The sequence below is a fragment of the Chryseobacterium pennae genome (assembly GCF_003385515.1).
Lineage (GTDB): Bacteria > Bacteroidota > Bacteroidia > Flavobacteriales > Weeksellaceae > Chryseobacterium > Chryseobacterium pennae.
Genome location: NZ_QNVT01000010.1, coordinates 86,697 through 101,169, shown reverse-complemented (window position 1 = coordinate 101,169; position 14,473 = coordinate 86,697). Strand labels below are relative to the sequence as shown.

The window sequence follows — 14,473 nt, the reverse complement described above, 5'->3', positions numbered from 1 at the left end:
CAAATATAGCAAAAAGAACACCTTTAAAGATTATAAATTATATTTATCTCATTGAAAAAACAATAACAATAAACAATAACTAATTAGTTAATAAAAAAAGAAAGAAAAACACATTAAAATATGAAATAAAATATACAATACACAATTTAACACAGTAATTATAACAAGCTGATTATCAACTAATAAACTTAATAAAACCAAGATGTATTTCAAGTTTACCTTAAGTCAAATACCTATAAAAATAAAGTACAGACTGATTCTGTTATTAATACTATAATACTGATAGTCATACTGTTAAAAAACAAAATCATTTTTGCTGATTATCTATAAACTCTTTAACTTATTAGATATAATTACCTAAAATTAAACGCTTAATTTATAATTATACTCTAATATAACTATTTTTGTAGATTAATTATCTAAAATACACCTATAAATCAAAAACAATCTCAATAATGCAAAAATCACCCCAGAAAAAAACCTCCCAAGACTTCAAGCCAGGGAGGTTATATTTGCTATTTTTTATTTTAAGTTAATTTCATCAAAAGAGCTTCGTCAATTTTTTCTACTTTCACAATATTATTCTTTGTCAAAGTTTTAGAAGCTTTATCCCATTTTTTACCGGATAACTGGCTTCTTTCTTTTACTTCAGCTAAAGACATTGCTTCTTCCTGAGAATTAAGAATTTCAAGGATTACTTTTTCATCTTCTCCCAGCTCAATTTGAGGAACCGCTTTCTCCGGTCTCATCTGAGGGAAGAATAATACTTCCTGGATAGAAGCATTGTTCGTTAAGAACATAATTAATCTATCCATACCAATTCCTAAACCTGATGTAGGAGGCATACCATATTCCAGCGCTCTTAAGAAGTCCTGATCGATGAACATTGCTTCATCATCCCCTCTTTCGGATAAAGCCATCTGTGCTTCAAAACGCTCTCTCTGATCGATTGGATCGTTAAGCTCTGAATAAGCATTGGCGATTTCTTTACCGCAAACCATTAGCTCAAAACGCTCTGTTAAACCTTCTTTGCTTCTATGTTTTTTAGTTAACGGAGACATTTCAACCGGGTAATCTGTAATGAAAGTCGGCTGAATGAAGTTTCCTTCACACTTCTCACCAAAGATCTCATCAATTAATTTTCCTTTACCCATTGTTTCATTCACCTCAATTCCGATAGACTTCGCGAAATCATACAATTCCTTCTCCGTTTTCCCGGTGATATCGAAACCAGTGAATTTCAGGATTGCTTCCGTCATAGAAACTCTTGGATAAGGAGCCTTGAAATCTACTTCATGTTCTCCAAATGTAGCTGTTGTAATTCCATTTACCTGAACCGCGCAGAATTCCAATAATTTCTCAGTGAAATCCATCATCCAGTTGTAATCTTTATAAGCTACATAGATTTCCATAGCTGTAAATTCCGGGTTGTGGGTTCTGTCCATTCCTTCGTTTCTGAAGTTTTTAGAGAACTCATATACTCCGTCAAAGCCACCTACGATCAATCTTTTCAGATATAATTCGTTAGCAATTCTTAAATATAATGGAATATCTAAAGCATTGTGGTGTGTAATGAAAGGTTTAGCCGCTGCTCCACCAGGAATTGACTGTAGAATTGGAGTTTCCACTTCAAAATATCCTGCATCATTGAAGAAAGTTCTCATCGCATTAAACAATTTTGTTCTCTTCACGAAAATTTCTTTCACCTGTGGATTTACCGTTAAATCTACATAACGCTGTCTGTATCTTAATTCAGGATCTGTAAATCCGTCGTGGACAACACCATTTTCATCTGTTTTAGCCTGAGGAAGCGGACGTAAAGCTTTAGTAAGAAGTGTAAAGTTCTTTACTAAAACCGTCATCTCACCTACCTGAGTGGTAAACAATTCTCCTTCAATACCGATGATATCACCAATATCTAAAAGGTGTTTGTAAACTTCGTTATATAATTCTTTATCGTCTCCCGGACATATCTCATCTCTGTTGAAGTAAACCTGAATTTTTCCTTTAGAATCCTGCAATTCTGCAAAAGAAGCCTTCCCTTGAATTCTGCGGGACATTAATCTACCAGCGATCTTCACCTGTTTACTTTCAGAAAAGTCCTGTTTTATAGATTCTGTAGTATCTGTAATGGTATACTCATCCGCAGGGAACGCATTAATCCCCATTTCAGTAAGCTTATTAAGCTTTTCTCTTCTAATGATTTCTTGTTCTGATAATTGCATTTCTTATTTTTCTAAAAGCGTACAAATTTAGGCATTTTTGAGTTGACCGTCAATTGATTTTTTCAGAAATTTTAAAATGTCAGCCGGAATGGAGGTGAGATGTAGGATATGAGGTATCGAGATGCTAGATATAAATTAATGTGTTATTAACTTTGAAACTTTAAATTTAAACAAACCAGCTTTTCCTATCCTGCTGAGGAATAAATGTCCAGGCCAAGATTCTGCTTACTTTCTGTCCCTGAGCCATATCAATGGTTTTAACGTCTACAGCCTTTACTCTCTTTAAAAGAGTAGTTAACTTATATAGATTGTCTTTTTTGGAAACCAGGCAGGTAAACCATAGGAACTGAGATGAAAATTGAGCACTTTCATTAATCATATTGGTAATGAATGCCAGTTCACCACCTTCACACCATAATTCCGACTGTTGTCCGCCAAAATTAAGCATCGCTTTCTGTCTCTTTCCTTTATTTAAATTCTTTGTTTTTCTAAGATTCCCTTTGATCATAGATTCTTTTGAATCATGAAAAGGTGGATTACACATAGAAAAGGTAAACCGGTCTTTAGGATTTACTATATTTTTGAATATATAATTGGAGTCAGGCTGATGCGCCAATTCAATTGCCGATGATAAACCTGGATTCTGATCCAGAATATGCTGAGCATTTTTTAGTGAATCTTCATTGATATCCGTTCCAAGCATCTTCCAGCCATAGGATTTATGAGCAATTAAAGGATAAACAAGGTTAGCTCCTACTCCAACATCAAGTCCTGTCACAGAAGTTTCTGTTGGAATTTCACCTTTCTGTTCTGCTAAAAGATCAGCAATATAATGTATATAATCTGCCCGTCCCGGAATAGGTGGACATAAATTGGTATTGGGAATATCCCAATCCTTAATATTGTAAAAATGTAGTAATAAAGCTTTGTTGAGTAATTTTACAGCTTCGGGAATACTGAAATTAATAGTTCTTGTCCCATGAACATTCACAAAGACGTAATGTTTCAGTTCTGGCACACAAGAAATAAGCAGATCAAAATCATAAGGATTACGATGCAGATTTCTTGTGTGCAGACTTGATTTTTCTGTGGACATATTTTATTTCTTCTGGCTTAGAATATACTCCACCATTTTTTTGGCATCTTCTTTAGACACCTGTGGATGAGCAGCCATAGGGACTCCGCCCCAAACTCCACTACCGCCATCTATAATCTTGGAAGCCAGCAATTCAATATCCTTATCAGAATATTTAGCCGCTATTTCCTGATAAGAAGGTCCTATCATTCTCTCATTAACAGAGTGACACCCTGAACAATCTAATGTTTCCATGATCTGATCACCGGAAAGATTAGACTGTGCAGGAGCAGACACTGATGCAGCATCTGAAGACGCTACTTCTGTTGTATTTTCTTTTTTAGAACAGGAAAAGATCAGAAGACCCAAAGTTCCTGCCAAAAATAAGTTTTTCATTATTTCTTCGCTGTAGAATCTGTTTTAGCAGCTTCAGGAGCAGCTGGAGTTGCAACAGCTGGGGCAGCAGGCTTAGCTGTAGAATCTACCACTGTAGTTGCTTCTGGCTCTTCAAGCATTGTGTTGCTGTCCTGTAATGAGTGATCTGCTTTTTTAGTGCAGCTTGCTAATAATAAACCTCCAATAAATGCGATTGCGAATACTTTTTTCATTTTTTTCTAATTTGAAAGCAAAAATATAAAAAATAAATGTTTCAGCTTATGACAAATGTTTCTTTGAAGAATATTTTTAAGTGAGGGATGTTTTCATTCAGCCAATAAGAAATAATAATTCAAATACTATGGAAATTTAAATATGTATATTATTTTTGTGTTTTTAATTATTTAAACCAAAAATAATCATATTAATTTGAAATTATGACTAAAAAAAATTTATTGACTACAGCCCTGTTTGCTGCACTCGCTACCCTCCTTTTGTCTTGTGACAATTCTTCATCAGATGTTCAACCTTCAGAATATTCTGATAAAATAGAATCCGTAACCTTATTAAAAACAACAAAATCCTGGGAAGGGACAACATATCCCAGCTATCCGAGCGGACAACCGGAAATTTCTGTACTTAAAATTTCCGTCCCGCCCCATAAGGCTTTAGACTGGCACAAACACCCGGTGATTAATGCTGCCTACATAGAAAAAGGTGAAATACAGATTGAAAAGAAAGAAGATGGTAAAACCAAATGGGTAAGACAAGGCGAAGTACTTCCGGAAATGGTTAACATAGCTCACAGAGGTAAAACCGGAGATAAAGGAGCCACTTTAATTGTCTTCTACAGCGGATCACCTGATTTACCAATTTCAGAGCCGGTACATTAAATTACCAAAATGCTAAGTTCGCACTGCTTTTTCTGGCCACAGAATTATTTCACTCAGTAAGGTAACTCCCTTCTTGAGTAAAAAGTCGCTGTCCCCCTTTTATCACTGCTATATAAACGCACTGCGAACTTAGTGTTACAAACTATTGAGTCATTATAAACTGATATCCATTATCTTAACCGTAAATTGACACTGTTCTTTTAATTTTTTTTATAATTTTAAATAAATTTTAGATTAACAAGCAAGAGCGATGGTTTTAATTTCAAAAATACTGTTTTTCACCAGCCACCACGGCTTTTACACGGTGATCCTTCTACTTCTGATTTTGGGATTACTATCCTATCTTACTAAAAAAGTATGGTTTTTAATTTTTGTGCTTCCTCTCTCTATTTTAAATGGATTTTGTGGACAATTTCTCAATGCCTGGTTTTTGAATCAATACGGTATGAAAAGTATTGCCATCATTACCTCTGATGTGGAAACCAATTCTACCCTGAATGATATGTACATCCACGATTATGAAGCGGTTGTTAAAAAACAGGACGGAAAGTATATTTCAACTTTTTTCTCTACAACAAGCGCAGCGATATATCCCATTGAAAATTCCATCAGAATCCCTCCCACAGAAATTGCCTTTCCAGTAAAATACATTCCGGGATATGAAAAAAACATCGTTATTCTTTATAATGAATCAGAGGAAGGAAAAGCAGTTCTTAAATACTCTAAACTGGCTCCAGTAAACTCTGCAAGGATCAAATATGAAGCAGACAGAACCAATAAAGAATTTATTGCAGAATATATTATAGCTTTAGAAGCTTATACTGCATCGTATGATGAGGAAAGTTATAAAGTAAAGCTTGAAGAACTTAAAGAAGAACTTAAACAACTGAAATAAAAAGATTTAAATCATATGTTTTTTATTTTTTTTGAATTTTTTGTTTTTTGTATTAAAAAAATTTCTACATTTGTCACATGTTTACAATGAGCAATAATAATTGGTGGTGGCTTTCAAACTCTTCGTCGGGTCTGAAGGTATTGTCATGTTGCTAAACAAACAGCAGATATAAGCAAAACAATATACAATATAAGGCTTTGACGGATTCCGTTAAAGCCTTTTTTTTATTCCTAAAATCTAAAAAATAAAACAGCACATGTTTACACAGAAAATCAAAATAAAAACCGTTTCGAAAAAAACTCTTGGAGATCTTCATACTCCAATGAATATTTATCTTAAGATCAGAGACAAGTTCAGAGACACTATCCTTCTGGAAAGTTCCGATTCGAAAAGCATTGATAATAATTTTTCATTTATTGCTATCAATGCTGTTGCAGGAATTGAAGTAAAAAACTTAAATGAATTTGAGATTAAATTTCCTGATTCCTCTCCAGTAAAGCAATTCATGATGGAACGTAATATCACCGAGATATTTGAAGATTTCCGCACTGTTTTTGACTGTGAAAAGACCAATGATCCTATTGAACAAACCGCACAGAGCCTTTTTGGATATACAAGTTTTGAAGCGGTACAGTTCTTTGAAAATGTCAGTTTAAAAGCCCAAAGCCCGGAAGTAAAAATTCCGATCCTCAGATACAGATTATATCAATATGTGATTGCCATCAACCATTTTAATGATGAAATGCATATTATAGAAAACCAAATGGAAGGGGTAAAATCTGAGCTACATTTACTGGAGAACCTCATTAAAAATCAAAACACTCCGGTTTACCCTTTTGAAAAAAACGGTTATGAAACTTCAAACATTACCGATGAAGATTATATTGAACTGGTAAAAACTGCCCAGAAACACTGCATGAGAGGTGATGTATTCCAATTGGTACTGAGCAGAAGGTTTGAGCAGAAATTCAAAGGTGATGAATTTAATGTATACCGTGCTTTAAGGAATATCAACCCTTCTCCTTACCTGTATTATTTTGATTACGGAAATTATAAATTATTCGGATCAAGCCCTGAAAGCCAGTTAATCATTAAAGATAACAAAGCTATTATTCATCCGATTGCGGGAACTTCCAAAAGAACAGGAAATTTGGAAACGGACCTTCAGGCTATTGAAGTATTAAAGAATGATCCTAAAGAAAATGCTGAACATACAATGCTGGTAGACCTTGCCCGTAATGATCTTGGAAAACTGGGCAAAAACGTAACCGTTACCAAACTTAAAGAAATTCAGCTTTTCTCACACGTAATCCACATGGTAAGTGAAGTAACAGCAGACCTTCCTGAGCAAATCAATCCTCTTGATATGATCTCCGCCACTTTCCCTCAGGGAACCTTAAGCGGAGCTCCTAAACATAAAGCCCTTCAACTCATCAATCAATATGAAAAAGACTCCCGTGGCTATTATGGAGGCTGTATAGGAATTGTCGGTTTAAACGGAACCTGCAATCAAGCCATTATGATCAGAACCTTTTTAAGCAAAAACAATACACTTTATTATCAGGCAGGAGCCGGTCTCGTTGCTAAATCTGTCCCTGAAAATGAGCTGCAGGAAGTCAATAACAAATTAAATGCTCTGAAAAAAGCAGTAGAAAAGGCAGAAAAAATAGTTGTAGAAAGCTAAAAATCAAAAACAAAATTAACCTTCAACAAAAAAGAAATGAACAACAATATCAATACTCAACAATCACAGCTTAAGGTTCTCGTTTTTGATAACTACGACAGCTTTACCTATAACCTTGTCCAGATCATCGAAAGAATTCTAGATCAGAAAGTGGATGTAGTAAGAAACGATCAGATCACTCTGGAAGAAATTGGAAAATACGATAAGATCATCCTTTCTCCAGGTCCTGGGATTCCCGAAGAAGCTGGGATTTTATTGGATCTTATTAAAGAATATGCTTCTACTAAAAGTATTTTAGGGGTATGTTTAGGGCAGCAGGCCATTGCAGAAGCTTTTGGTGGAAACCTTATCAATCTGTCTGAAATTTTCCACGGAGTGGCTACCACTACTGAACTGGTAAAAGAAGACACCAAGCTTTTCAAAGATTTAGCGTCAGGTCTCGAAGTGGGAAGATACCACAGTTGGGCTGTGAATCCTGACAATTTCCCTGATGATTTGGAAGTTACAGCAGTGGATAAAGATGGAATGATTATGGCCCTTCAGCATAAAACATATGATGTACATGGGGTACAGTTCCACCCTGAAAGTATTTTAACCCCTGATGGAGAAGTAATCATCCGAAACTTTTTAAATCAGTAAAAGTTTAATGCAGTAAGCCAAATATGAAAACAACAACACACCTAAAAACTCCTCAAATGAAAGAAATATTACAATACCTGTTCAATCACAATACCTTGTCGAAGTCTGAGGCAAAGGCTATGATGATTGAAATTGCTCAGAATAAGTTCAATGCTGCAGAAGTAACTGCTTTCATGAGTGTTTTCCTGATGCGGAATATCACATTGAAAGAACTGGAAGGCTTTAGAGAAGCCCTGCTACAAATGGCTGTTCCTGTACATATTGATACTACTGATGCCATTGATATTGTAGGAACCGGAGGTGACGGAAAAAACACAATCAATATATCAACATTGGCCAGCTTTGTGGTGGCCGGAGCCGGGCAGAAGGTAACAAAACATGGGAATTACGGCGCTTCAACCACTACAGGCTCATCCAATGTACTGGAAGAACTCGGGTATCAGTTCAAGAACAGTTCAGAACAGCTGAATGAAGATCTTGAAAGAGCAAATATCTGCTTTTTACATGCCCCTTACTTCCACCCTGCTCTTCAATCAGTTGGATTATTGAGAAAATCCTTAGGATTAAGAACTTTTTTTAATCTTCTCGGACCCCTGGTAAATCCTGCAAAACCTCAATATTCCATGATTGGAGTGTATAACCTGGAAATTGCAAGAATCTATCAATACCTTTTACAAAAAGAGGATCAGGAGTTTATTCTGGTTCATGGATTGGATGGTTATGATGAGATCAGCCTAACCCACGACAGTAAAATCATTACTAAGAAAGGAGAAGAAATCTATTCTGCAGAAGATTTAGGCTTCAGTCCTGTAACTTTAGAAGATATCAAAGCCGGAGATTCTATCAAGGAAACAGCAAAAATTTTCATGAATATTCTGGAAGGAAAAGGAACAGAACAGCAAAACTCAGTAGTTTTGGCCAATGCATCTGTAGCCCTTTATCATACTCACAAATTCGGTACGTATGATGACTGCCTCCTGTTGGCTCAGGAAAGCTTAGAAAGTGGAAAAGCGTTGAAAACCTTTGACCTTTTAATTAATTAGGAAATTAAAATTACTTATTGATAACGAATAACATTCTCCCCTTAATCTCTCATTTCACCCATGACCATACTAGATAAAATTATTGAAAGAAAAAAAGAAGAAATCTCAGCTTCAAGGAGTCATATTTCCATCGATCAGTTGAAAAATTCAGAATTATTTGGAAGAAAGAGTTTCTCATTAAAAGAATCTATTAGAAATAAAAGCGGAATTATCGCCGAGTTTAAAAGACAATCTCCCTCCAAAGGAATCATCAATGATAAAGTTCAGCCTTTGGATGTTACTTCTGCTTATGAAAATTTTGGAGCAAGTGGAATTTCAATATTAACAGATAAAGATTTTTTTGGCGGAAGCTTTGATGATATTCTGAAGGTAAGGAATCATATCAACATTCCTATTTTGCGAAAAGATTTCATGGTTGATGAATACCAGTTTTATGAGGCTAAAAGCATGGGAGCAGATGTTATTCTACTGATCGCAGCCTGTCTTTCACCTAATCAGGTTAAGGAGTTTACAGAACTGGCTCATGAACTGGATCTGGAGGTGTTACTGGAAATCCATACTGAAGAAGAACTGAAACATTTTAATGCTAATATTGATCTGGTTGGAATTAACAATAGAAACCTGAAAGATTTTAAAGTTGACTTAAAACATTCTGTTCAGTTAAAAGATCAGCTTCCAAAAGACACTTTATCTGTTGCAGAAAGCGGAATTTATAGTCTTGAAGATTTTAAATATTTAAAGGAAAAAGGATTTGACGGATTCCTGATGGGAGAATATTTTATGAGAAACGCAGATCCGGCAAAAGCTTTCGAAGAGTTTTCTTTATTAATTTGAAAATACAGCAATTTGAAAATAATTTTTCCCTTGACAACCAATAATTAACTCTCATGAACCAGCAACCATTATTTACACAATTCTCTCCTGCTCTCAAAGTCTGTGGTCTTACACAACCAGATCAGGTTCAGGAATTGATTACTATGAACATAGATTTTCTAGGCTTTATTTTCTATGAAAAATCACCACGATATGTTCTTAATCATTTGAGTCTTGAAGATATTGCACAGATCAATCATCAGGGAAAAGTTGGAGTTTTCGTCAATGAAAATATTGAAAAAATAATAGAAATCGCTAAGAAAGGAAAGCTTAACCTGATTCAGTTACATGGTGATGAAGATGCTGATTTGATTATTGAATTAAAAAAGCAGCTACCTCCTGATGTTAAAATAATCAAAGTAATAAGAATTGGAAATGATACAGTTGAAAACAAAAATAAAATAAATCAAACGTTCAGTAACAATATTGAAGAGCAGAACCAGCAGCCTATCACCTATTACCTGTTCGATACAGACAGTAAGGCATTTGGAGGAACAGGACAACAGTTTGACTGGAATGTCTTGAATGAATTTGAAATTCCATTACCCTATTTTTTAAGTGGCGGCATTTCAGAAGACAACATCAAAAATATCGAATTATTGGATCAAAAACCTTTTGCCATAGATATCAATTCAAAATTTGAAATAGCACCAGGTGATAAAAATGTAGGTAAAATAAAAAAATTTAAAACGATTATTCAGGAGAGTCCCAACGGGACGATTTAACCCAGAATTGGAAACATTCCAATTAATATATAACAACCATATTAATGATAACCACCAAAAAACACACAAATGCCACAATCATTAGTCAAAAATTACATTCACATTGTATTCAGCACCAAATACAGGAATGATTTTATTGATGAAAAAATAGAAAAAGAATTGTATGCCTACATCGCCACATTATGTAAAGATTTTGAAAGTTATGCATTACAGATTGGAGGAACTGATAATCATATCCATATTCTTTGTAGATTGTCTAGGAAGATTGCCTTAATGAAATTGGTTCAGGAAGTAAAGGCACATTCGTCAAAATGGATCAAAACAAAAGGTAAAAAATATGAGAATTTCTTTTGGCAGGATGGCTATGGTGCATTTTCGGTAGGTGAAAAAGATGTTTATGTTGTCACAAACTATATTAAAAATCAACGACAGCATCACCAAAAACAAAATTTCAAAAATGAATTTATTGAAATACTGGAAAAACATAAAATGGAATATGATGAAAAATTTTTATGGGATTGATATATTTTAATAGCTAAAGGATTTTATCCTTTGCTAGGGTTAAAACTTATTATGAATCTTGATTATTATTTAATATAATTATGAAATATCAAATAAAACGAGCCAACGAATTAACAGACAAAGAAATTGAACATATTCTGCAGCTTTGGGACATTTCTGTATGGAACACAATGAAACCGTCCTATTTCCGTACTTTTTTTAAAGATTCGGAGTTTCATTTACTGTTGGATTTGCATTCAGAGATTCTGGCTGTAATCCGTCTTAATTTTAATTTTATGCTGGAGATTTCAGGGCAACAATATGGCTTTGCAGAAGCTGTAGGATTAGTTTCCGGTCATAGAAAAAAAGGATATGGAGCTCTTTTGGTTCAATATTTTAAAGGAAATGTTACCCAAAGAAATATGGAAACGATTGGTTTTTGCAATGCAGACCTTCGTCCGTTTTATGAAAAATGCAATATTGAGATTCTATATGATAAGGCAAAAGCCATTAAGGAGAATGAAGATTCCGAATGGATCAATTCAGAAGATGATGATATTTTAATTTTTAATATCTCTCAAAAAGAAAAAGAACAGCTCAGTATATTGAGCACCCAAAACAACGCTTATTTAATTACTAAAGAATAAAGAAATGAATTATAAAAACCCTGATGAACATGGATATTATGGAGAATTTGGAGGAGCTTTTATCCCCGAAATGCTTTATCCGAATGTAGAAGAACTTCAGAAGAATTATCTTGAAATCATTGAGTCGGAGGACTTTCAGAATGAATATCAGGATCTTCTTAAAAATTATGTGGGCAGAGCAACCCCATTGTACTTTGCTAAAAACTTAAGTAACAAATACAATACACAGATCTACTTAAAACGGGAAGATCTTAACCATACCGGAGCCCACAAGATCAATAATGCTTTAGGGCAGGTTCTCCTTGCAAAGCGTCTTGGAAAGACAAGAATTATTGCAGAAACCGGAGCCGGACAGCATGGAGTGGCGACTGCTACAGCCTGTGCTTTGCTTGGTCTTGAATGTATCGTGTACATGGGAGAAATCGATATCCAAAGACAAGCTCCCAATGTAGCCAGAATGAAAATGCTGGGTGCAGAAGTTATTCCAGCCACTTCAGGATCTAAAACACTGAAAGATGCCGTAAATGAAGCTTTAAGAGACTGGATCAACAATTCTGTTACGACCCATTATGTGATTGGAAGTGTGGTGGGACCTCATCCTTTCCCAGATCTTGTGGCAAGATTTCAGAGTATCATTTCAAAGGAGATCAAAGAACAGCTTAAAGAGAAAATCGGGAGAGAAAATCCTGATTATGTAATTGCCTGTGTAGGCGGTGGAAGCAATGCTGCCGGAACATTTTACCATTTTGTAGATGAAAAAGAGGTGAAAATTATCGCTGCTGAAGCTGGAGGTCATGGAGTTGACTCTGGAAAATCTGCTGCTACTACTTTCTTAGGAACGCTTGGTGTACTTCATGGAAGCAAAAGTCTTGTGATGCAGACTGCAGACGGGCAGGTTATTGAACCTCATTCCATCTCTGCGGGACTTGATTATCCGGGAATCGGGCCTTTTCATGCCAACTTATTTCAAGAAAAAAGAGCGGAGTTTTTCAGCATTAATGATGATGAAGCCTTAAAATGTGCTTTTGAACTGACTAAACTGGAAGGAATTATCCCTGCTCTGGAAAGTTCTCACGCTTTGGCGGTTTTAGACAAGAAAAAATTCAACGAAGAAGATATCGTTGTCATCTGCTTAAGTGGCCGTGGAGATAAGGATATGGAAACCTACCTTAAAAACTTATAAGTGTACAGTTCATTATTTAAAGTTCTCCCACATTAATATAATAAAGAAATGAAAAAACTAAATATATACTTCACAGCAGGAATTCCAGCATTGGAAGATACTGCGGACATTATAAAACTCATCCAGGACTCAGGAGCGGACATGATTGAGATTGGAATGCCGTATTCTGATCCTGTAGCAGACGGACCTGTTATTCAAAAGGCTCATGAGCTTGCATTACAAAATGGAATGACTATTGAGAAACTTCTTTCTCAGTTAAAAACCATAAAAGATAACATAAAAGTTCCGGTAATCTTAATGGGTTATATCAATCCTGTATTGAGTTTTGGTTTTGAAAAATTCTGTAAGGAATGCTCAGAAAGTGGAGTTTCAGGACTTATCCTTCCTGACCTTCCTCCTATCGAATTTGAGAAAAACTATCAGCATATTCTGAAAAAATATAATCTTAATTTCACCTTTCTGGTAACACCGGAAACTTCAGATGAAAGAATACAGTATCTGGATTCTTTAAGTTCAGGATTCTTATATGCAGTAAGCTCATCTTCTACCACAGGAAATGAAAACACTGTTCTAAAGAATGAAAACTATCTGACACGATTGGCTGATCTTCCTCTTAAAAACCCGGTGATGATTGGTTTCGGGATAAAATCAAAGGAAGATTTTGAAAATGTAACCGAAAAAGCTGATGGCGGAATTATCGGAACAGCCTTTGTAAATGTTTTGCTTCAGGATAAAGATTGGAAGAAAAGTGCTATAGATTTTATCCATTCCATAAAAGCTTAAAATTCACTAAATTTGTATATCAAAAATTGAAATGAATACAAATCAAAATAAAGCAGTAGAATTTGAAGATTTAGGTATTAAAGAATATCAGCCCGCTTGGGATTATCAGGAACAACTGATGAAGAGTATTATTGATACCAAGATAAAGAACCGCGACCTGCCTGAAGAACAACATATTACCACCCCAAACCACCTTCTTTTTGTAGAGCACCCTCATGTGTATACCTTAGGGAAAAGCGGGCACGAAGAAAATATGCTGGCCGGAATTGATAAGCTGAAGGAGATAGAAGCTACCTATGTAAAAACCAATCGTGGCGGAGATATCACCTATCATGGCTATGGCCAGATTGTCGGCTACCCTGTTCTGGACCTTGAAAATTTCTTTACAGATATTCATTTATATATGAGAAATCTTGAAGAAGTAATCATCAGAACTATTGGTGAATACGGATTGAAAGGGGAACGTTCTCCTGGAGAAACCGGTGTATGGCTGGATGTGGGAAAACCTTATGCCAGAAAAATCTGTGCAATGGGAGTAAAAGCTTCCCGATGGGTAACTTTACATGGTTTTGCATTCAATGTAAATACAGATATGCGTTACTTTGAATACATTATTCCTTGTGGAATTAAAGATAAACAGGTTACTTCTTTAAAAAGAGAGCTTGAAAGAGAGCTCACTCCAGAAGAAATGGAAGATGTAAAAGCCAAAATCAGAAAACATTTTACAGATGTATTTCAGGCTGAATTGATCTACAAATAGTTTTAATATCCTACAATATATTATCCCTATGTAACCAATACATGGGGATTTTTTATGAATATCATTCATAAAAATGAAATACAAATCATTTTTTTCAAAAAAAATTTGCTCATATTTAAATTTTTCATAATTTTATTATCACTAAATAGTGAATAAACAAAATGCTATTTAG

16 protein-coding genes are annotated in these 14,473 nt (G+C 35.0%); 12 read left to right on the top strand and 4 right to left on the bottom strand.

All coding sequences use genetic code 11. The annotated features are described in order from the left end of the window. Positions 1-527: 527 nt before the first annotated feature. From lysS to DRF65_RS12245, 4 genes are all read right to left on the bottom strand, one after another. Positions 528-2,225 (bottom strand): lysine--tRNA ligase, encoded by a 1,698-nt coding sequence (gene lysS, locus DRF65_RS12260; protein WP_115971050.1) that lies wholly within the window; start codon positions 2,223-2,225, stop codon positions 528-530. Between the two features lie 166 nt (positions 2,226-2,391). Beyond that, entirely contained in the window at positions 2,392-3,321 is a 930-nt protein-coding gene (rlmF, locus tag DRF65_RS12255; RefSeq protein WP_115971049.1) for a 23S rRNA (adenine(1618)-N(6))-methyltransferase RlmF, read from the bottom strand. A 3-nt stretch (positions 3,322-3,324) separates the two neighbouring features. Then, a complete protein-coding gene (locus DRF65_RS12250) occupies positions 3,325-3,696 on the bottom strand; it encodes a c-type cytochrome (protein ID WP_115971048.1) in 372 nt (123 codons plus the stop codon). After that, a complete protein-coding gene (locus tag DRF65_RS12245; protein ID WP_115971047.1) occupies positions 3,696-3,908 on the bottom strand; it encodes a hypothetical protein in 213 nt (70 codons plus the stop codon). Before DRF65_RS12245 ends, DRF65_RS12250 begins: the two co-directional genes overlap by 1 nt. 204 nt (positions 3,909-4,112) lie before the next feature. On the opposite strand from DRF65_RS12245, the gene DRF65_RS12240 reads away from it, so the two are divergent. The 12 genes from DRF65_RS12240 to lipB all read left to right on the top strand — a co-directional run bounded on the left by DRF65_RS12240 (position 4,113) and on the right by lipB (position 14,301). Continuing rightward, positions 4,113-4,568 (top strand): cupin domain-containing protein, encoded by a 456-nt coding sequence (locus DRF65_RS12240; RefSeq protein ID WP_115971046.1) that lies wholly within the window; start codon positions 4,113-4,115, stop codon positions 4,566-4,568. 250 nt (positions 4,569-4,818) lie between these two features. After that, positions 4,819-5,463: a hypothetical protein gene (locus tag DRF65_RS12235; RefSeq protein WP_115971045.1), complete on the top strand. Its 645-nt coding sequence runs from the start codon at positions 4,819-4,821 to the stop codon at positions 5,461-5,463. Between the two features lie 256 nt (positions 5,464-5,719). Further along, positions 5,720-7,147: an anthranilate synthase component I family protein gene (locus DRF65_RS12230; protein ID WP_115971044.1), complete on the top strand. Its 1,428-nt coding sequence runs from the start codon at positions 5,720-5,722 to the stop codon at positions 7,145-7,147. A gap of 36 nt (positions 7,148-7,183) precedes the next feature. Then, positions 7,184-7,786: an anthranilate synthase component II gene (locus tag DRF65_RS12225; protein ID WP_115971043.1), complete on the top strand. Its 603-nt coding sequence runs from the start codon at positions 7,184-7,186 to the stop codon at positions 7,784-7,786. A 56-nt stretch (positions 7,787-7,842) separates the two neighbouring features. After that, positions 7,843-8,829: an anthranilate phosphoribosyltransferase gene (gene trpD / locus DRF65_RS12220; protein ID WP_115971132.1), complete on the top strand. Its 987-nt coding sequence runs from the start codon at positions 7,843-7,845 to the stop codon at positions 8,827-8,829. Positions 8,830-8,889: 60 nt separating this feature from the next. Further along, positions 8,890-9,663: an indole-3-glycerol phosphate synthase TrpC gene (trpC, locus tag DRF65_RS12215; protein ID WP_115971042.1), complete on the top strand. Its 774-nt coding sequence runs from the start codon at positions 8,890-8,892 to the stop codon at positions 9,661-9,663. Between the two features lie 53 nt (positions 9,664-9,716). After that, positions 9,717-10,427 carry a phosphoribosylanthranilate isomerase gene (locus tag DRF65_RS12210; RefSeq protein ID WP_115971041.1) on the top strand — a complete coding sequence of 237 codons (711 nt, stop codon included), beginning with the start codon at positions 9,717-9,719 and terminating at the stop codon, positions 10,425-10,427. Positions 10,428-10,496: 69 nt separating this feature from the next. After that, entirely contained in the window at positions 10,497-10,949 is a 453-nt protein-coding gene (gene tnpA, locus DRF65_RS12205; protein ID WP_115971040.1) for an IS200/IS605 family transposase, read from the top strand. An 80-nt stretch (positions 10,950-11,029) separates the two neighbouring features. After that, a complete protein-coding gene (locus DRF65_RS12200; RefSeq protein WP_115971039.1) occupies positions 11,030-11,575 on the top strand; it encodes a GNAT family N-acetyltransferase in 546 nt (181 codons plus the stop codon). A gap of 4 nt (positions 11,576-11,579) precedes the next feature. After that, positions 11,580-12,758 (top strand): tryptophan synthase subunit beta, encoded by a 1,179-nt coding sequence (trpB, locus tag DRF65_RS12195; RefSeq protein ID WP_115971038.1) that lies wholly within the window; start codon positions 11,580-11,582, stop codon positions 12,756-12,758. Positions 12,759-12,806: 48 nt separating this feature from the next. Continuing rightward, positions 12,807-13,541, top strand: a complete 735-nt coding sequence (gene trpA / locus DRF65_RS12190; protein WP_115971037.1) for a tryptophan synthase subunit alpha — start codon at positions 12,807-12,809, stop codon at positions 13,539-13,541. A gap of 31 nt (positions 13,542-13,572) precedes the next feature. Further along, positions 13,573-14,301: a lipoyl(octanoyl) transferase LipB gene (gene lipB / locus DRF65_RS12185; protein ID WP_115971036.1), complete on the top strand. Its 729-nt coding sequence runs from the start codon at positions 13,573-13,575 to the stop codon at positions 14,299-14,301. Positions 14,302-14,473: the final 172 nt, after the last annotated feature.